This is a genomic window from Paraburkholderia denitrificans (assembly GCF_042655705.1).
In the GTDB taxonomy this organism is placed as follows: Bacteria; Pseudomonadota; Gammaproteobacteria; order Burkholderiales; family Burkholderiaceae; genus Paraburkholderia; species Paraburkholderia denitrificans.
In genome coordinates this window covers 141,220-160,085 of record NZ_JBHSMP010000038.1, presented here as the reverse complement: position 1 = coordinate 160,085, position 18,866 = coordinate 141,220, and the positions used below count along the sequence as shown (strand labels likewise).

General features: G+C 63.4%; 14 protein-coding genes and 1 tRNA gene. 4 read left to right on the top strand and 11 right to left on the bottom strand.

Annotation, left to right across the window (positions count from 1 at the left end; translation table 11 throughout):
- Positions 1–42 precede the first annotated feature (42 nt).
- From ACFPTO_RS23290 to fdnG, 8 genes are all read right to left on the bottom strand, one after another.
- On the bottom strand, positions 43–405 hold the full coding sequence (locus ACFPTO_RS23290; RefSeq protein ID WP_417629194.1) for an AraC family transcriptional regulator: 363 nt from the start codon (positions 403–405) through the stop codon (positions 43–45).
- Between the two features lie 743 nt (positions 406–1,148).
- A tRNA-Sec gene (locus tag ACFPTO_RS23285) sits at positions 1,149–1,244 on the bottom strand.
- A 38-nt stretch (positions 1,245–1,282) separates the two neighbouring features.
- A complete protein-coding gene (gene selB, locus ACFPTO_RS23280; RefSeq protein WP_377715139.1) occupies positions 1,283–3,202 on the bottom strand; it encodes a selenocysteine-specific translation elongation factor in 1,920 nt (639 codons plus the stop codon).
- Positions 3,199–4,665 (bottom strand): L-seryl-tRNA(Sec) selenium transferase, encoded by a 1,467-nt coding sequence (selA, locus tag ACFPTO_RS23275; RefSeq protein ID WP_377715137.1) that lies wholly within the window; start codon positions 4,663–4,665, stop codon positions 3,199–3,201. The genes selB and selA overlap by 4 nt, the downstream gene beginning before the upstream one ends.
- Positions 4,666–4,680: 15 nt before the next feature.
- Positions 4,681–5,613 (bottom strand): formate dehydrogenase accessory protein FdhE, encoded by a 933-nt coding sequence (gene fdhE / locus ACFPTO_RS23270; RefSeq protein ID WP_377715135.1) that lies wholly within the window; start codon positions 5,611–5,613, stop codon positions 4,681–4,683.
- Positions 5,614–5,757: 144 nt separating this feature from the next.
- A complete protein-coding gene (locus ACFPTO_RS23265; protein ID WP_377715133.1) occupies positions 5,758–6,384 on the bottom strand; it encodes a formate dehydrogenase subunit gamma in 627 nt (208 codons plus the stop codon).
- Positions 6,371–7,306 carry a formate dehydrogenase subunit beta gene (fdxH, locus tag ACFPTO_RS23260; protein WP_377715131.1) on the bottom strand — a complete coding sequence of 312 codons (936 nt, stop codon included), beginning with the start codon at positions 7,304–7,306 and terminating at the stop codon, positions 6,371–6,373. Before fdxH ends, ACFPTO_RS23265 begins: the two co-directional genes overlap by 14 nt.
- Before the next feature lie 10 nt (positions 7,307–7,316).
- Positions 7,317–10,388: a formate dehydrogenase-N subunit alpha gene (gene fdnG / locus ACFPTO_RS23255; protein ID WP_377715129.1), complete on the bottom strand. Its 3,072-nt coding sequence runs from the start codon at positions 10,386–10,388 to the stop codon at positions 7,317–7,319.
- Between the two features lie 202 nt (positions 10,389–10,590).
- Between fdnG and ACFPTO_RS23250 the strand changes: the two genes are divergently transcribed.
- Together ACFPTO_RS23250 and ACFPTO_RS23245 are read left to right on the top strand one after the other, a co-directional pair.
- Complete coding sequence (locus tag ACFPTO_RS23250) at positions 10,591–11,925, top strand: YihY/virulence factor BrkB family protein (RefSeq protein ID WP_377715127.1); 1,335 nt, start codon at positions 10,591–10,593, stop codon at positions 11,923–11,925.
- A gap of 276 nt (positions 11,926–12,201) precedes the next feature.
- Complete coding sequence (locus ACFPTO_RS23245) at positions 12,202–13,392, top strand: porin (RefSeq protein ID WP_377715125.1); 1,191 nt, start codon at positions 12,202–12,204, stop codon at positions 13,390–13,392.
- Positions 13,393–13,618: 226 nt separating this feature from the next.
- On the opposite strand, the gene ACFPTO_RS23240 is transcribed toward ACFPTO_RS23245, so the two are convergent.
- From ACFPTO_RS23240 to pdxR, 3 genes are all read right to left on the bottom strand, one after another.
- Positions 13,619–14,518 carry a LysR substrate-binding domain-containing protein gene (locus ACFPTO_RS23240; protein ID WP_377715123.1) on the bottom strand — a complete coding sequence of 300 codons (900 nt, stop codon included), beginning with the start codon at positions 14,516–14,518 and terminating at the stop codon, positions 13,619–13,621.
- 297 nt (positions 14,519–14,815) lie between these two features.
- Positions 14,816–15,259 (bottom strand): HU family DNA-binding protein, encoded by a 444-nt coding sequence (locus ACFPTO_RS23235; protein WP_296659191.1) that lies wholly within the window; start codon positions 15,257–15,259, stop codon positions 14,816–14,818.
- Between the two features lie 278 nt (positions 15,260–15,537).
- A complete protein-coding gene (gene pdxR / locus ACFPTO_RS23230) occupies positions 15,538–17,019 on the bottom strand; it encodes a MocR-like pyridoxine biosynthesis transcription factor PdxR (RefSeq protein ID WP_377715121.1) in 1,482 nt (493 codons plus the stop codon).
- Between the two features lie 188 nt (positions 17,020–17,207).
- Between pdxR and ACFPTO_RS23225 the strand changes: the two genes are divergently transcribed.
- Positions 17,208–17,645 (top strand): carboxymuconolactone decarboxylase family protein, encoded by a 438-nt coding sequence (locus tag ACFPTO_RS23225; RefSeq protein WP_377715119.1) that lies wholly within the window; start codon positions 17,208–17,210, stop codon positions 17,643–17,645.
- Positions 17,646–17,875: 230 nt separating this feature from the next.
- Positions 17,876–18,553: a DJ-1/PfpI family protein gene (locus tag ACFPTO_RS23220; RefSeq protein ID WP_377715117.1), complete on the top strand. Its 678-nt coding sequence runs from the start codon at positions 17,876–17,878 to the stop codon at positions 18,551–18,553.
- Positions 18,554–18,866: the final 313 nt, after the last annotated feature.

The following is an 18,866-nucleotide window of genomic DNA, read 5'->3' as shown; positions in this document are numbered from 1 at the left end:
GGTGCTCACGGGTCCAGGGTTCGCCGCTGCAGATTTCGCCGGTCACGCCAACGGGATATAGATATCGGTCTGCCACTCGTCCTGCGGGGTGTCGGGAAAGACGCTCAGGTAGTGGAAAAATAACGGGTGATCCCTGAGTTCTTCTCCGCTCTGGGGAAGCCAGTCGCGGTAGATCGGGTAAATTGTCTCTCCAATATGGTCAGTTGCGCCCATGTGCCGAACCACCGCACATCGAACGCCTGGAATGACGAGTTCGCGCACGCCAGATTCATTCGGGGTGACCGGTTCATCAATCTCTCCGCAGATTTCGAAGCGGAATTCGTCTCCCGGTGTCGTGTCCGGGTTACTGCGGGGGATGCCGAATGATCTTGCTCGATCTTCAGTCGAACAGGGGCCTTGGCCCAATGCCCCCCGGTCGGCTCCCGCGTGAGCCGGATATCGAACCCATGGCTTTCGTCTGTCGCATTAGCGCGAGAGTTCGCACGATCGTCAACGATTTCACCAGTTCGTTGCATTGCCCGGTTGAATACGCCGGTAGCAAATGCCGCTAGCGCCCTGGCTAACTGCTCACACAAATTGGCGCGCTACTCATGTACGATGAACATCGTAAGCACACAACCTCCGGGGTCACTCATGGACACGTCCTCTCGCGAGCGGCTTGCTTCAGCCACTGAAGCACTATCGACACTTTCGGAGTATCTGGAACGCTCGCTGGATAACGGGGCGAGCTTTATCTTGGTCCGCTCCCAAAACGAACAAAGCGATGTCTACCTGGGAAATGCAACCGAACCTCAATCGGAATGGACGCACTGTGGAGTCATTCGCAATACGGTAGGCGCCGCGATACTGGAGGCTACTCGGTCGGGCTCTAACGAATTGTCTATCGATGGACAGACTTACCGCTTTATTCGAACGTTCACGCAAGTCGCCGAGCATGGAGCTGTCGTTTTTTCGCCTACATAAGTCCGGCTCGCCTGTCCCCAGGCTGATCCTGCTCACTTCACGGGCCTTCCCGCACGTGTTTTATTTTTTCAAGTGGCGCTGCCGGACACCGCGGCCCCGGCCGGAAGAAGATGAAACGTGCGGAGACTGCTGTGATAGACCATCCTGCGCAAGACGACGAGATCCCAAGCCGATCTGGATGAGTATGGCGGAAGGCAGCCGGAGTCGAACCGACCTGGGAACGGCTGACGCCCCCAACCGGGTTTGAAGCCCGGCCGTACCACCGGATACGAATGCCTTCCTTCGCCAACCTAAACGCGCGACTGGCATCGCGCGATATTCAAAGCACATCGTTCAACCGGCTATCGGCACGCAGCAGGTGCCGTTCGCGCTGGAAGCGAGTATATCCAACGCGATCGAAGAACTCCAGGAGCTGGATCGCGCGCTTGCGCCCGAGTCCCGTGGCATCGCGAAACGCTGCGGCACCCACTGCACCGTCTCGTGCCTGCGCCAGCTGTGCAACAAGGCGCGCAAGTTCGTGCATGACCTCCCGATCGTAAAAGAGATCGCGTACGACCTGATACAGCAGACCGAGACGGGCCAGCTTGCGCAACAACGCACGCACGTTCTCCTCGGGCTGCCGTGTCTCGTTTGCAAGGTCTCTTGTCCACGGCGGATCGTAACGTCCTTGTGCGATCAACGATCTCAGCATCGCGGCCAGCGCTTCCTCATCGGCGTCGAGCCGCACCGTATGCGACGGCAGATGCAGCCACGGCCCGCTGCGTACGATGCGCCCTTCCCGCACCAGCGAATCGACCACCGCGCGCCACACCGCGTCGCTCGCGAGCGGCACCGTCATGCGCCGCAAACGCGCCGCGTCCGGTCCCTGTTCATCCGGCGTGCGTGCGTGAAATTGCGCGAGCGCTTCGGCAACGCGCGCCGCCATCTGTTCCCAGTGATGCCGCGCGATCACCACACCCTCGTCCACGCGCTCACGCGGCGCAATTTCGACGACATCAGCTGGCAGCACCAGCACGTTCGCCGCGTAGCCACTTAGTTGCGTCAGCGCCGATCGTGCGATGCCGTAAGGTGCCTGCGCGAGCAACGGTTCGATGCGCCCTTCGTTGAGCCACGTGCGCAACGCATCCAGCCACGCGATGCGTTCCGGCGTACGGCGGTGCCGCGCTGGCGCGAAGGGATCGAGCACGCGGCCGCCACCTGTCGTGTGCGTCGCCTGAGCATCGCGCACGATAAAGCGATCACCGGGCGATGCGCCGATCGGCGTCTCGAAGACGAGTTGCACGCGCGCGCATTCTCCGGGCGCAAGGGTTTCGCCATCAAGCAGCACAACGTTCGCCACGCGATGCATCGTCCCCAAATGAACGTGCAACGGCGACCAGTGACGCAGCGTAACGTCCGCATCGTCGAGCAGTCTCAATTCGGCATCGAGTCGCGTCGTGGACTGCCCGAGCCTCCCATCGACAATCCAGTCGCCGCGCGCGATCTGCTCCTTGTCGACTCCCGCGAGATTCACCGCACATCGCTGCCCCGCGCGGCCCGCTTCTTCCGCACGGTTCTGCGCGTGAATACTGCGCACGCGCACGGGCAATCCGGCTGGCGCAAGCAGCAGTGCATCGCCGGTCTGCACGCGGCCCGCGAACACCGTGCCCGTCACGACCGTTCCCTGCCCCGTCAACGTGAACACGCGGTCCACGGCCAGTCGGAACAGCCCGTCGTCGCGCCGCGACTGCCAGGCAATTGCACGCGCATGCAAATATGCGTCGAGACTTGCCACGCCTGCGTCGTCCGACCGGGTCGCCTGCGTTTCGAAGCACGGCACATCGGCAAACGACGTGGTCGCAAGCCACGCGCCGATCTCGGCACGCACTTCGGCATTGCGCGCCGCATCCACGCGGTCGGTTTTCGTCAGCGCGACCGCGCCTGCGCTCACGCCCAGCAATTGCAGAATCGCGAGATGTTCGCGCGTTTGCGGCATCACGCCATCGTCGGCGGCGATTACAAGCAGCGCGAAGTCGATGCCGCACGCACCCGCCGCCATCGTATGAACGAGCTTTTCGTGACCGGGCACGTCGATGAAACCCAGCACATCGCCGTTCGGCAGCGGCGTGTAGGCATAACCCAGCTCGATAGAGATGCCGCGCGCCTTCTCCTCCTTGAGCCGGTCTGTATCGACACCCGTCAGCGCGCGAACCAGCGTGGTCTTGCCATGATCGATATGGCCCGCCGTGCCGATGATCACAGCCGCAGCTCCGCGAGTTGCGCGATAAACGCCACTTCGTTGGCGCCTTCGATGCAGCGCATGTCGAGCCGCAATGCGTCCTCGGCAATGCGCCCGATCACCGGGCGCGGCAACGCCCGCAACGCGCGTTCGAGCTTCATCAGCGCGCGACCGCTGCCGACCTTCCCCGCGTGACGCACGACGAGTGCGCTGCCCGGCAACACGTCCACGGGCAGTGCGCCACTGCCGATCTGGCTGAACATCGGCTCGACGCTCACGGTATACGCGTCGCCCAGCGCCTGCTGGAGTACCGGCAACGCGCGCATCGCGCTCTCCTGCATCTGCGCGACGGGACGCGTGAGCAGACGCAGTGTCGTCAGCCTTTCACGCAGAAATTCCGGCGCCTGATAGAGCTTCAGCACGGGTTCGAGCGCGGCAAGCGTAAGCTTGCCCACGCGTAGCGCACGCTTTAGCGGATGCTTCTTGATCTTCGCGATCAAAGCCTTGCGGCCGACGATCAGCCCTGCCTGCGGGCCGCCGAGCAGCTTGTCGCCACTAAACGTGACGAGATCCGCACCGGCATCAATGGTTGTGCGCACAGTCGGTTCGGCAGGCAGTCCCCATTGCGTGAGATCAATCAGCGTCCCGCTGCCGAGATCCACGGCAACGGGCAATCCGTTCGCGCGCGCAAGCGGCACGAGTTCGTCAAGCTCCACGCTCTTCGTGAAGCCAGTGATGGCGTAGTTGCTGCAATGGACCTTCATCAGCAGCGCGGTATGTTTATTAATCGCAGATTCGTAATCGGAAACATGCGTGCGGTTAGTCGTGCCCACTTCGCGCAGTCGCGCGCCCGCGCGGCCCATGATGTCCGGAATACGGAACGCGCCGCCGATCTCGACCAGTTCGCCACGCGAGACGATCACCTCTTTGCGCGGCGCGAGCGCCGCGAGCGAGAGCAGTACCGCCGCCGCGTTATTGTTCACGACCGTGGCCGCCTCTGCGCCGGTCAGTTCGCAGATCAGGTCGTCGATCAGATCGTCGCGGTCGCCGCGCTTGCCCGTTGCGAGATTGAACTCCAGATTGACGGGTTGCGCGAGCGCCTGCACGACCGCGCGCACGGCTTCATCGGGAAGCAGCGCGCGCCCGAGATTCGTATGGAGCACCGTGCCGGTCAGGTTGAACACCGGACGCAGGCGGTTTTGCACGCGCGCGGCGAGAACCTTCGCCGCGTTGTCGATCACGGACTCCGGCGCGAATGGCGCTGCGGCGTCCGCGGGCGCGATCAACGTGCCCGCCTGCGCGTCGCGCCGCCAGCCGTCGAGCGTCGCGCGAATAGCCGCCAGCACCTGCGTGCGCCCGTATATCGCAATCAGCGGCTGCGCCTGCGCGGATGCAATGACACGCTCGACCGCCGGCATCTTCGCGAGCAACGCGTTCAGCGCGCGTGCGTCATACCGCGTTTCCTGTCCCACGGTTTCGCTCATCGTGCGCTCGCTGGTTCATTGATCGGCGGGTGCTTCCGGCCAGAGCAGCGGATTCGGGCTCGCGCGCTCGTAGCCCGCGTCACTCATCAGGAGATCGAGCGTGAGGCTCGCAAGATCGTCGGCGAGCGGCTCGAAGTCGAAGTCCTTCTCCTGATAGCCGATCTTGCGATACGTATGGCATTCGTCGCACGATTCGGCCTTCAGCGCGGGATTGCCGCCCTCGATGCCGTGATACGCGATGCCCATGGTGGAATCGCAGTTCGTGCATTTCACGCGGACAACGTGCGCCTCGGTCCCGCACAGGCTGCACTGCGTGAAGCGATAACCGTGATACGCGCCGCCGATGCGCACGATGCTCGCGACCGGCGGCACGCCGCAAACGGGACACGCGCCGGGCGCATCGACATAAGGCACGTCCTGAACGTCGAGCCTGCTCGCGAGGTCGGTCCACACCACCTGGAGCGCGGCCATGATGAATGGCGCCGTCGCGGGCGCCACTTCGGCATAACGTTGCGCGAGCAACGCGTCGGCTTGCGCGTCGAGTTCCGCATCGCTCATCGCGCGCAGCGCGTCGAGCACCTTCGCGAGCGCGGGCGCGATGGCGCCCGCCGCTTCGACGCGATCGACCAACTTGCGCAGCACGTCGCGCCACTGCGGATCGCGTTCGCCGGACAGGGCGGGCAGGATCGGCATCGAATGACGCTGCGCATTCGCAATTGCGTCACGCGTTGGCATGCGCGCGCTGAAGTGCTCCAGCGCGTGCTGCTGCGCATCGACGAGCGCCGCCATCAGCCGCACATAACCGCCGATCGGATTGTGGTCCGCGAGCTGGCGCAACCGTGCGGCGCGCGCCGCAAAATGCGTCGCGCGCTCGGGTAGACGAATACGGGGAATGGCGGAGGGATCGAGCGCCTGAATTTCAGCTGGGTCGAGGATACGTTGCGTCACGGCAGGTCTACTCCCCAAAGAAAAAGCCGCCGCGCCCAGTCGGGCCGGCGGCTTGCCTGCATGCGCTGCCGCCCCGGAAAAAGGCGGCGCGCGCCATGCGTGCTGCGCGATGCGAACTGCGCGTTGCGCGATGCTCGATACGCGCTATTTGATGCTCTCGCGGAACCAGCGCGGGTGATGCTTCTTCGCCCATCCCCAGGTCACCGTGCCGCTCGTCATCGCGCGAATCGAACCCTTGACCCACAGCGCCGCATAAACGTGGATGATGATGCCGACGATGAGCGCGAACGCCGCGACCGCATGCACGACCGAGGCAAGGCGGATGACTTCGATCGGGAAATAGATCGAGAAATAGCGCCGCCAGATCACGATACCGCTTGCGAGCAACAGCACGAGACAAACCACCATCAGGAAGAATAGCAGCTTCTGTCCCGCATTGTAGCGGCCGACCTCCGGCAGATCGTCCTCGCGCTTGGCGAGCACGTCGCGGAATTTCATGAGCCACACGCGATCCGCTGGGTCGAAGTGGTTGTGATGCCAGAAGCGCAGCGCGAGAATCAGAAACGACGCGAACATCACGACGCCGATAAACGGATGCAGAATACGGTTCCATTGGCCTCCGCCGAACAGCGCGGACAGCCAGAACATCGCCGGATGAAACATCGCGAGACCGGACAGCGCGAGCAGTACGAACGTGATCGCAGTAATCCAGTGATTGGTGCGCTCGTTGGCGGTGTAGCGCACGATCAGCTTCGGTTCATCGTCTTTCATCGTCGCGCTCCCTGGGTTCGCCCCTGATGCTGCGCGCTTCTTCGCGCGCGGCCTCTTCATCTGCTTCCGTCACTTCGTTCGGGCCATTGCGCGCGTAGTGGAAGAAGCCCGTCAACGCCGCGAGCGCGATACCCGCGAGCGCCAGCGGCTTGGCCACGCCCTTCCACAGCCGCACGAGCGGACTGATGTGCGGGTCGTCGGGCAAACCGCTATAAAGCGAGGGCCGGTCCGCGTGATGCAGCACGTACATCACGTGCGTGCCGCCCACGCCCTGCGGATCGTAGAGGCCCGCGTTGGCGAAGCCGCGCTCCTTCAGGTCCTCGATGCGCTCGGCGGCGTGCTGCTTCATATCCTCTTTGGTGCCGAACACGATGGCACCGGTCGGACAGGTCTTCACGCACGCAGGCTCCTGACCCACTGCGACGCGGTCCGAGCAGAGCGTGCACTTATAAACGCGATGATCCTTCTTCGACAGCCGGGGAATATTGAACGGGCAGCCGGTGATGCAATAGCCGCAGCCGATGCAGTTTTCCTCATGGAAATCGACGATGCCGTTCGTGTACTGCACGATCGCGCCCGGCGCGGGACACGCCTTGAGGCAACCCGGATCCTCGCAATGCATGCAGCCGTCCTTGCGGATCAGCCATTCGAGGTTGCCGTTCGTGTTCTCGTACTCCGTGAAGCGCATCACGGTCCACGAATGCTCGGTGAGGTCGTGCGGATTGTCGTAGACGCCCGTGTTGACGCCGATCTCGTCGCGCAGGTCGTTCCACTCCATGCATGCCGTCTGGCACGCCTTGCAGCCGATGCACTTGGTGACGTCGATGAGTTTCGCCACCGTGCCCGTGGCTGGCTCGCGCACGCCGGGCGGCGGCGTCGTGGTCGCGGACTGGCGTCTGATGTCGAGTGATTGAAGTGCCATGTCGCGCTCCTTAGGCCTTTTCTACCTTCACGAGGAACGACTTGAACTCCGGCGTCTGCGAATTGCCGTCGCCGACCGGCGGCGTCAGCGTATTCGTCAGATAGCCCGGCTTCGTGAGCCCCGTGAAACCCCAGTGCAGCGGCACGCCAACGGTATGCACTTTCTTGCCTTCGATCATGAGCGGCTTGATGCGCTTCGTGACCACGGCCACGGCGATCAGGTGGCCGCGGTTGCTCGTCACCTTCACAAGACCGCCCTTCGATACGCCGATTTCCTGCGCCAGTTCCTCGCCGATCTCGACGAATTGCTGCGGCTGGATGATGGCGTTCAGACGCGCGTGCTTGGTCCAGAAGTGGAAGTGCTCGGTGAGCCGGTACGACGTCGCGACGTGCGGGAACGACTCGACGGTCCCGAACGTCTTGCGGTCGCCGGGGAACACGCGTGCGGCAGGATTGCTCGTGGCGAGCGGGTTGTCGCGATGGAACGGGTTGTAGCCGAGCGGATTCTCGAACGGCTCGTAGTGCTCGGGGAACGGCCCTTCGTTCATGTTGTCTCGCGCAAAGAAACGCGCGACGCCTTCCGGGTTCATGATGAACGGACCCATGCCGAGATCCGGCGCCTCATCCAGCTTGTAGTCCGGTACATCCGCACCGGCCCAGGCCGCACCGTTCCAGCCGACCAGCTTGCGCGTGGGGTCGAACGGCTTGCCCGCCAGATCGCACGACGCGCGGTTATACAGCACGCGCCGGTTCGCAGGCCACGCCCACGCCCAGTTCAGCGTCTGGCCGATGCCCGTGGGGTCGGCGTTGTCGCGGCGGCCCATCTGGTTGCCCGCCGGGGTCCACGCGCCGCAGAAAATCCAGCAGCCGCTCGCCGTCGAGCCATCGTCCTTCAGTTGCGCGAAGCTCGAAAGCTGATCGCCCTTCTTGACGAGCACCCTGGCCGGGTCCTTCGCGTCGGTCTGATCCGCGAGGGCCTTGCCGTTGTACTCCATCGCGAGTTCCTCGGGCGTCGGGCTGGCGGGATTCGAATACGGCCAGCTGAGCTTGACGATCGGATCGGGATACTTGCCGCCGTCCTTCTGGTACGCGGCGCGCATCCGCAAGAACAGGCCCGACATGATTTCGAGGTCGCTCTTCGCCTCGCCCGGCGGTTCGGCGCCCTTCCAGTGCCATTGCAGTACGCGGCTCGAACTCACGAGCGAGCCGTTTTCCTCCGCGAAACACGTGGTGGGCAGGCGGAATACCTCGGTCTGGATCGCGGCCGTATCGACGTCGTTGAAGACGCCGTACTTCTTCCAGAACTCGGACGTTTCCGTCGCGAGCGGATCCATGATGACGAGCCACTTCAGCTTGCCGAGCGCCTGCAGCGTCTTCTCCTTGTCCGGGGCTGACGCCATGACGTTGAAGCCCTGGCAGATGTAGCCGTTTATCTTGCCCTGGTACATCAGCTCGATGGTCTGCAACAGGTCATACGGTTTGTCGAGCTTCGGCAGCCAGTCGTAGCCCCAGTTGTTCTCCTTCGTCGCGTTGTCGCCCCACCAGGACTTCATGAAGCTCACGAAAAACGCGCCGTAGTGCTGCCAGTAGCTCAGCTGGTTCGGCCGCAGCGGCTGCTGCGCGCGCTTCTTGATGTAGCCGTTGTAGTCCTGCTCGGCTTCGGACGCGAGCGTCATATAGCCGGGCAACAGATTCGACATCAGCCCGAGATCGGTGAGCCCCTGAATATTGGAGTGGCCGCGCAACGCATTCATACCGCCGCCCGCAATGCCGATGTTGCCCAGCAGCAATTGCATCATCGCGCCGCAGCGGATCATCTGCGAGCCGATCGAGTGGTGCGTCCAGCCGAGCGCGTACATGACCGTGGCCGCGCGTCCCGGCACGGCGGTACTCGCGAGCATCTCGCACACCTTCAGGAACAATTCCTTTTGCGTGCCGCAGACCTTCTCCACCATCTCGGGCGTATAGCGCGAATAGTGCTGCTTGAGCAGGTTGTACACGCAGCGCGGATGCTGCAGCGTCTCGTCGATCTTCGCGAAACCGTCGTCGCCGATCCCGTAGTTCCACGACGATTTGTCGGGATACGCGTGCTTTTGCGGATCGAAACCGGAAAAGATGCCGTTATTGAACGCGAAATCGTCGCGCACGATGAACGGGAAGTCCGTGTAGTGCTTCACGTAATCGTGCTGGATCTTATCGTTCGTGAGCAGGTAGTTGATCACGCCGCCAAGAAACGCGATGTCCGTGCCGGTGCGGATCGGCGCATAGAAATCCGCTACCGATGCCGTGCGCGTAAAGCGCGGATCGACCACGATGAGCCGCGCCTTGCGGTGCGCTTTCGCCTCCGTGACCCACTTGAAACCGCACGGGTGCGCCTCGGCCGCATTGCCGCCCATCACCAGAATCACGTCTGCGTTGCGTATGTCGACCCAATGGTTCGTCATCGCACCGCGGCCAAACGTCGGGGCAAGACCTGCCACCGTCGGGCCGTGTCAGACACGCGCCTGGTTATCGAATGCAAGCAGGCCCATGCAGCGGGCCACTTTATGCGTGAGGTAACCTACCTCGTTGCTGCCCGCGGATGCGGCCAGCATGCCCGTGGTCAGCCAGCGGTTGACAGTCTTGCCGTCGTCGGTCTTCTCGACGAAATTCGCGTCGCGATCTTCCTTCAGCAGCTTCGCGATGCGGTCGAGCGCCTCATCCCACGAGATGCGCTTCCACTCGTTCGTCCCGGCCGCCCGGTATTCGGGATGCGTGAGACGGCTTTCGCTGTGGATGAAGTCGATCAGGCTCGCGCCCTTCGGACAGAGCGTGCCGCGATTGACCGGATGATCGGGATCGCCCTCGATGTGGAAGATGCTGGTCGTGGCGTTTTTCGCGCCATCACCGAGGCCGTACATGAGGATCCCGCAACCAACAGAGCAATACGGACACGTGTTGCGGGTTTCAGTAGAGCGCGCCAGTTTGTATTGCCGAACCTCGGCGAGCACGGTGTCGGGCGCGAAGCCCAACAGCGCTAGACTGGAGCCAGCCAGCGAACTTGCCGTGACCTTCAGGAACTGGCGCCGGGACAATTGCAGCATGGCACGTCCTCGGCTAGTTGAGGGTGAATCCAGTATATGCGGATTTCGGCGACGGATCACGGAAGATGCACGCCGCGCACCACCGTCACAGGCACGAACCACGCTTGCTATATTGCACAGACATGCTGCGCCGCACCGGGCCCGCATTGGGCAAGCCGAAGCGGCCGCACGTCGTCTTTACGCCGATTGCGGGACGGACATCATGGCCACGCTCTCATCCGAACGACTGCAATTTGCCGCGCGCAGGGAAGCCTCCTGGATCGTCGGCGCCTGCCGCCAGTTCGTCGCCAATCGCTGCCCCGCGCTTGCCGCGAGCATCGCGTTCTACTCGGCGTTCTCGCTCGCGCCGACGCTCGTCATGGTGATCGCCGTGGCGGGCTGGTTTTTCGGCGCCGACGCCGCGCGCGGCGAACTGTTCCGCGAAGTGCATAACGTGCTCGGCAACGACGCCGCCGCAGGAATCACGACGATTGTGGCCAATGCGCACCGCGCAGGCGACGCAGGCGGCATCGCGGCAGTCATCTCGCTGTCGATGCTCGTGATCGGCGCTTCGGCGACATTCTCCTCGCTGCATTCCGCACTCAACATCGTGTGGCCGCCCGAAGGCAAGCGCGCCGCCACCGTCTTCGCGCTTGTACGCGTGCGGCTCGTTTCGTTTTCGCTCGTACTCGGCGTCGCGTTCCTGCTGATCGTCTCGCTCGTGCTCGATACGACCATCACATTCATCGGTCAGTGGCTGTGGGGTAACTCACCCTATCTGGTGATCGGAAACGTGCTTCAGCTCGCGGTCGGTCTGGCCGTGCTCGCCTTCGCGTTTGCCGCGTTGCTGCGCTTTCTCCCGGACGCCAATGTGCAGTGGCGCGACGCGCTCGTGGGCGGCCTCGTGGCGGCCGTACTCTTTTCCGCAGGCAAGAAACTCTTCGCGCTCTACCTCGCGCATGCGGGCATGGCGACGGCATTCGGCGCAGCAGGATCGCTCGCAGTACTGCTGATGTGGCTGTACTTCTCGGCCGCTGTGCTGCTGCTCGGCGCGGAATTCGCGGCGGCACGCGCACGCCTGCACGATCCGCGCGGCGCGTGGGGTTTCCTTGAGGAAACACCGCCGGGCAGCCGCGCCAAACTCGCCTCGGTGCTCGCTGCAACCACGATCACGGTGACGCACGACGGCCACGCGGCGGCACGCTCCGGCTCGGCTGCCTTACCCTCTGCATCCGCTTCGTCTGCTTCATCCGCTTCGTCTTTTCCAACCGGAAACCCGGCGGGTGGCACCGCCGAAGCGCCAGCATCGGCAGCACCGCCGCAGCACGCAGCGGCAGATGCTTCGACGCGCGGTGACGGCGCAAGCCCGCTATTGCGCCGCTCCATGGCAAAAATGGAGGACGACGCAACCTCTGCGGCCGCGTTGACGCTCGCCCATGCGGGCCGTACGGCCGCGGCCGCCGACCGTTTCGTCAAGCGTCATCCATGGAGTTCGGTCCTGCTGGCGGTGGGCGCCGCCGTCGCCATGACTGCAGCCGCCGGACGCCGCCGCGCGTAGCGCGGCCCCCCCGCAGACCGGCCGGCGCGGCGCCAGCCCGCGCACCATTTAAGTGAATGCGACCCGACTTGTATCAAATTTAGCAATAATGCAAAGACCACAATCCTACTTTGCAAAAAATGACATAGTCGCTCAATCGCCCGCTGTACAAGACATTCCGCCCGGTGTCAGGTTTTTGCGACAGTCATTTTTTTTCTTTTCTGCAGTTTGTAAGAGGTGCGTTATTCTCCGATGCGCAACAACTAATAAACCAATCATCTGCGTGGAGAAATCTGGATGAAACGAGTCGCACTCTCGACCCTCTCGTTGGCGATGCTGGCAGCCGCCGGCACGGCCCATGCGCAAAGCAGCGTGACGCTGTATGGCGTGATCGACGAATCGGTCCAGTTCGTCAACAACGTCAAGAACGCCAACGGCGCGAACAAGAATGTGTTCGGCCTGGGCGGTCAAAACCTGCAGGGCAATCGCTGGGGCCTCAAGGGCAAGGAAGACCTGGGTGGCGGTCTGACGGCGATTTTCCAATTGGAAAACGGCTTTAGCCTCAACAACGGCACGCTGGGCCAGGGCAACAGGATGTTCGGCCGTCAGGCATATGTCGGCCTGGATTCCGCTCAGTACGGTACCCTGACGCTCGGCCGCCAGTACGACCCGATCGTCGACATGGTCCAGGGCCTTACCGGCGACGGCTACTTCGGCAGCACGTTCGCAACCCCGGGTGACGTCGACAACAACGACAACAGCTCGCGCATCAACAACTCCATCAAGTACACCTCGCCGGTTATCGCCGGCTTCCAGGTCGCTGGCATGTACGCGCTGGGCGGCGTCGCTGGCCAGACCGGCTCGGGTCAGAGCTGGGGTGCGGCCGCTACGTACGGCATCGGTTCGTTCAACGTGGCCGCTGGCTACTTGAAGATGGACAACGGTTCGACGCTGGCTTCGCGCACGGCGGGTACGCCGCCCACGGTTGGCTGGTCGTCGGCCGCAACGGGCGACAACATCAACGAAAACCAGATCAACGCCGCCTACATGTCGGCGAAGTCGATCGGTATTGCCCAGGCTGCAGCGCAGTACGTCGCAGGTCCGTTCACGTTCGGCGCACGTTACAGCAACGCTCAGTACAAGCCGGACGCGTTCTCGGCATTCACCTCGAGCCAGCACTTCAACACCGTGGGCGCTTTCGTCGGCTACCAGCTGAACCCGGCAACGCTGCTGGGCCTCGGCTACAACTGGACGCACGGCTCGGGCGACGTGTCGAACACGTACAACCAGGTCTCGCTGGGCGCGGACTACAACCTGTCGAAGCGTACCGACCTCTACGTCGTGGCGGCCTACCAGCACGCCAGCGGCCATCAGCGCAACACGGACGGCTCGATCTCGAGCGCCGGCGCAGCGATCGCCTCGTACAACAACGACTCGGCTTCGGACTCGCAGTCGATGGTCAACATCGGTATCCGCCACAAGTTCTAATAGAACTGCGCAGCCGGACTTCGGTCCGGTGCCGGAACCGGCTTCTCGCCGGTTCCGGTTACGCGAAAACGGCGTGGCCGCTAAAAACCACACGTTGGACCAACCAGCCCTCGGCGCAAGCCCGGGCTGGTTTTTTATGTCTGTGCGAATGATCGCCGCCGCCAACCTCCCGGCTTGCGCGATTTGCTTGCGTAAGCGGCTGCAAAGCGGCGGCAAAGCGCAACTATCAGCGCAGGCGGGCCAGCGCCGTCACGGCGTGATGAACGAACGCGTCTGCCAGCATCGACTGTGACTGCTCCGCATGACGCGCGACGTGCACCGTCTGCGGCAGTACCGGCGAGAAGCGTTTGACCGCTACCCGCGCAGCCGCGCCTGCGGCGCTCAGTGGATCGACCAGCGCGATTCCCGCCCCCGCCTCCACCAGCGTCACAATCGACTGTGCAAGCGTCGCTTCGATGCCCATTTCTCGCTCGATACCGCTCTGTTCGAACATACGGTCGATCCTCGTGCGCGGTTCGCTCAACCTCGCGAAAGACACGAACGATTCGCCCGCGCAATCGGCGGCGTTCACGATGCGTTTGCGCGCAAGCCGGTGACCGCGCGGCACGATGCAGCGCAGCGCCCATTGACCGAGCGCTTCCAGCCGCACCTGAGCATGCGCGACTGACGGCGCAACGAAGCCCAGATCGCAACGTTGCGCACCAACGTGCTCGACGACAGCGGCAGGTTCAAGCGCAAGCAGCGTCACGTCGACGCCCTGGTGCTCGCGCGCAAACGAAGCGATCACTCTCGGCAGAAAATCGGCTGCTAGATCGAACGTCCCCGCGATAGTTAACGCACCACGCCGACGTTCGCGAATTTGCCCCGCCGCCTGCGCAACCCGTTCGAGCCCGACGAACGCGCGTTCGACTTCCTCATTCAGCGCATACGCCTCTGCTGTCGGTACGAGCCGCCCTTGCCGACGCGTGAATAGCGCGAAGCCGACGTTCGCTTCGAAGTCGGCCACGAGGCGGCTGACCGCCGGCTGCGAAATGCCGAGCGACTCGGCGGCGCGCGTCACGCTGCGCCGCTGCATCACGGCGCGAAACGCTTCAACCTGGCGAATCCGCAGGTCGGCTGCATTCATAACATTTTCAAATTGATATTCGCTTTATCGGCGCGACCATGCTGGATCGTGTTGCGAAACCTTAAAAAATACAGGCGATTTTTGGATTATATAACCGCATCTTCATCCATAACATTGAAGCATGATGTGATCAAACCAGGATTTGTCGCGCCGCACATCCTGCGCATCCAGCACCTACACAGCAATGCGAGCATCGTTCGGCGAGCGCCCATGAAAAATCCCCGCGGACGCTACGTCGGCGGGGATTCTTTGGGTACTGCTGGCGCACCGCAACCGGAAGGCTGCGGCGGACGGCTATCAGGCTGCCGCCGCGTCCTTCAGCTTCTTCAGCGCACGTGCCTTCACGCGCACCGAAGCGGGCTTGGCCGGGAACCAGCGCTCTTCACCCGTGAACGGGTCCTTGCCGAAGCGCTTCTTCTTCGCCGGCACGGCCTGCACAACGATCTTCAGAAGGCCCGACAGCGTGAACTCGCCTGCGCCCTTCTTGTGAACCGAACCGAGGATCGTGTCTTCCAGCGCGGCGAGCACGGCCTTGGCAGCCTTCGGCTCGACGCCTGCGCGCTCAGCGACGTGAGCAGCCAGCGAGGCCTTCGTGAAGGTGTCCTTGATCGGCGACGGAGCGCCGGACGCCTTCACGGCGACCTTCTTAGCTGCGGCCGTCTTGGCGGGCGCTTTCTTTGCGGCAACCTTCTTGGCCGGGGCAGCTGCCTTTTTGGCCACTTTCTTTGCGGAAGTCGGCATGTTTCTCCTACCAGTGTTGGTCAGTGAATCGGCGAAGCACCGCAGAATGCATGTGCTTCAACGGCGGATTCTACAAGCGTGCGAGCGTTTTGCGTGACTCTTTTGCATCGCCGATGAAAAATTGTTGCGCGGCGCTGACTGCCCGGCTCATTTTGACGCTTGTTTACAGGGGTAAACGAGCTTGTTGCATCCTCGGTTACCCTGACGCGGCGACATCAAGGCGCAGGCGCTCTTCGCGAAAACACCGACACGCATGGCATTTTTCGCACGCCAGCACGTCAGAACGTGTGCATCAGCGCCGCGAGCGACGTCATCGCGGCATCGATCTGCCCGACTTCGACGCCGCCATAGCCGAACATAAAACCGCTTTGCACAGGGGCTTTCACGTAAAACGGCGCGAGCGGGTGCAATCCGATCGACGCCGCACGCGCGGCCTTCACGAGCGCAGCCTGGTCGACCGGCGCCGCGAGCCGCACCGCAAGGTGCAAACCGGCCGTGTTCGGCAGCACCGGCTCGAACCACGGCGCAAGCGGGCCACGCAGATGCGCAAGCAAGCTCGCCCGCCGCGCCGAATAGATCTGCTGCATGCGGCGCAGATGCCGTGCGAACTGGCCGTCGAGCATGAAATTCGCAAGCGCCGTCTGCGTGAGCACGCAACCGTGCCAGCCGCCCACCTGGCGCGCATGAGCAAGCGGCGCCGCCAGCGTCGCGGGCGGCACGACGTAGCCCACGCGCAACTCCGGAAAGATCGTCTTGGAAAACGTGCCGACGTAGGCAACGAGTCCCGCGTTGTCGAGGCTCTTGAGCGGTTCGAGCGAACGCCCTTCGAAGCGGTACTCGCAGTCGTAGTCGTCTTCGACGACGACTGCGCCGCGCGCCTGCGCCCATTCGAGCAGCGCAACGCGGCGCGCAAGGCTCATCGGCATGCCGAGCGGAAACTGGTGCGAGGGCGTCACGTAGACGAGCCGCGCCGTCTTCGGCAAACACGCGACGATCAGCCCTTCGTCGTCCACCGGCACCGGCACCACCTTCGCGCCAAGCGCCTCGAACGCGACGCGCGCCGGCGGATAGCCGGGGTCCTCGACCGCCACCACGTCGCCGGGACGCAACATCACGCGCGCGAGCAAATCGAGCGCGTGCTGCGCGCCCTGCGTGACGATCACGTCCTCCCAGTCACACTGCACCGCGCGATTGAATGCCAGGTAGCGCGACACGGCGAGCCGCAAGCTCTGCTCGCCCGCCGGAGCGTGGTACATGCCGTGGCCGCGAACCTGAACACGCAGCGCGTCGTTGATGCAGCGGCGCCAGGCGTCGAACGGAAAACACGACTTGTCGGTCACACCGCCCGCAAAATCGCACGCAAGCCGTGCGTCGAGACTCGGCATGGGCACGGCTTGCGCATGAGTCTGCCACCAGGGCTGAGCCTCGACGCCGCGCGACACGCTCGTCTCGCGACTGCCTCGGCTCACGGCACGAATCTGCGGATTCGCTTGGCCGTGCTCGCGCGCGGGAAGATGCTCGAGCGCATCGGCAACAAACGTACCCGAACCGCGCCTGGCGCTCAGATAGCCTTCGGCGAGCAGCCGCTCGAACACGTCGAGCGTGGTTTTGCGCGACACGCCAAGCTGAAGTGCGAGATCGCGCGTGGACGGCAACCGCGTGCCGCCCGTCAGCCGGCCGTCGACGATGCTGGTGCGCAGTTGCCGGTAGATCTGACCAGCCAGATCGCGACGGCCCGAGACGGTAACGTGCAGTTCCATGAGCGAGATGAAGAAGAAGTCGAACCGGTTATCGCGGTGGTTAAGGGGGCTACCGGGATGGTTAAAGAAGTGGTTACCTGAAATTTTGCCAGAATGGCTATTTCAAGGCGCCTGCCACACGCCTAGAGTGACGTCCATAGTCTTTCGCAACGCAGTTCAGCCCACAGCATTCGAGGAGGTGAATCGTCATGCAATCACGTCTGGATTTCTACAAGGTCAGTCCCGAAGGTACGAAGGCAATGCTGGCGCTCGAAGAGCGCGTGAGCAAAAGTTCGATCGAGAAGCCACTTGCGGAACTGGTGCGCCTGCGCGCGTCGCAGATCAACGGCTGTGCATTCTGCGTCGACATGCACACCACGGACGCGCGCAAGGGCGGCGAAACCGAGCGCAGGCTCGCGACAGTCACGGTATGGCGCGAGACGCCGTTCTTCACCGAGCGCGAGCGCGCGGCGCTCGAATGGACCGAAGCGGTCACGCTGCTTTCGCAGACGCACGTCCCCGACGATGTCTGGGAACGCGTGAAGCCGCACTTCACCGACCAGGAAATCGCCGACCTGACCATGCTGATCGTCGCGATTAACGGCTGGAACCGCATCGCCGTCTCGTTCCGCAAAATGCCGGCGTAAGCGCACCGGCACGCACTCAAGCCACCAGGCGCCCGGGCATGCACGATGTCCGGGCGCCTGTTTTCAAGCATCGTCTGAATGCAGGCAGCGCATCGTGCGGCACGCGAGGCGTTGCCGCTTGTGGCTGTTTTTATGCGGTTTTTGGCACCCTTTCGCGTAATCGCGGCGATACAGTGGGCATCGACGGGCAGCAACAACCCGATCTCGATCCCCCACCAAGAGACTTCGCCATGGCGCTTCAAATCGGTTTTCTCCTCTTTCCCCGCGTGCAACCGCTCGATTTTGCAGGCCCTTATGACGTGCTCGCGTCGATGCCGGACACATCGGTCCGGCTCGTCTGGAAAACGCGTGACGCTGTTGCATCGGCAACCGGCATGGTCGTCGTGCCCGATACGACTTTCGACGACTGCCCGCCGCTCGACGTGCTCTGCGTGCCCGGCGGCAGCGGCGTCGCCGATCTGCTCCAGGACGACGAAACGCTCGCATTCGTGCGCAGCCAGGGCGAACGCGCGCGCTACGTCACGTCGGTATGCACGGGGTCACTCGTGCTCGGCGCGGCGGGCCTGTTGCGCGGACGCCGGGCAACGACCCACTGGGCCTTCCACGAACTGCTCGAACCGTTCGGCGCGATTGCCGTGCACGGGCGCGTCGTGCGCGACGGCAATCTGTTCACGGGTGGCGGCATCACGGCCGGCATCGACTTCGCGCTGACGCTCGCAGCCGAACTGGCCGGCGACGAGGCAGCCCAGACGCTTCAACTCGAACTCGAATATGCACCAGCGCCTCCGTTCAACGCAGGCAGTCCCGACACCGCGCCGCGCGCCATCGTCGAGCGAGTGCGGGCAGCCAATGCCGAATCGCTCGCTGCGCGTACGCGCATCGTCGCAAAAGCGGCGGCGCGACTCTGACTCGCACCGTAGCCAGAAGCGGGCGCCTGATCGCAGATTCGACACATTCAGCGCATCTCCCACGTAGCGCCTGTATTACCTGCATCACTTCCGCCGCGGTCATGCCGTACCGCGGCGGCACCTCGAGTTTGATCTGATCGGAAACGAGACCGCCGCTGAGCGGCCGCATAGCCTGCTGCATGCGGATTGCTGCGATGCACCGAATTGCGAGCACCCATCGCGAGCAACAGGGCCCAGCATTCCACCCGACCATGCTTGCGAGCCATGCCGAATCCGCTCCGCCAACTTTTCCCAATTTCGCATACGAAATCGC

Bases quoted from the DNA above. Each gene is read 5' to 3' on its own strand.
- selA (WP_377715137.1), bottom strand. From the start codon at position 4,665: ATGAGCGAAACCGTGGGACAGGAAACGCGGTATGACGCACGCGCGCTG.
- ACFPTO_RS23250 (WP_377715127.1), top strand. From the start codon at position 10,591: ATGGCCACGCTCTCATCCGAACGACTGCAATTTGCCGCGCGCAGGGAA.
- ACFPTO_RS23220 (WP_377715117.1), top strand. From the start codon at position 17,876: ATGGCGCTTCAAATCGGTTTTCTCCTCTTTCCCCGCGTGCAACCGCTC.
- ACFPTO_RS23225 (WP_377715119.1), top strand. From the start codon at position 17,208: ATGCAATCACGTCTGGATTTCTACAAGGTCAGTCCCGAAGGTACGAAG.
- ACFPTO_RS23245 (WP_377715125.1), top strand. From the start codon at position 12,202: ATGAAACGAGTCGCACTCTCGACCCTCTCGTTGGCGATGCTGGCAGCC.
- ACFPTO_RS23240 (WP_377715123.1), bottom strand. From the start codon at position 14,518: ATGAATGCAGCCGACCTGCGGATTCGCCAGGTTGAAGCGTTTCGCGCC.
- ACFPTO_RS23235 (WP_296659191.1), bottom strand. From the start codon at position 15,259: ATGCCGACTTCCGCAAAGAAAGTGGCCAAAAAGGCAGCTGCCCCGGCC.
- ACFPTO_RS23265 (WP_377715133.1), bottom strand. From the start codon at position 6,384: ATGAAAGACGATGAACCGAAGCTGATCGTGCGCTACACCGCCAACGAG.
- fdxH (WP_377715131.1), bottom strand. From the start codon at position 7,306: ATGGCACTTCAATCACTCGACATCAGACGCCAGTCCGCGACCACGACG.
- pdxR (WP_377715121.1), bottom strand. From the start codon at position 17,019: ATGGAACTGCACGTTACCGTCTCGGGCCGTCGCGATCTGGCTGGTCAG.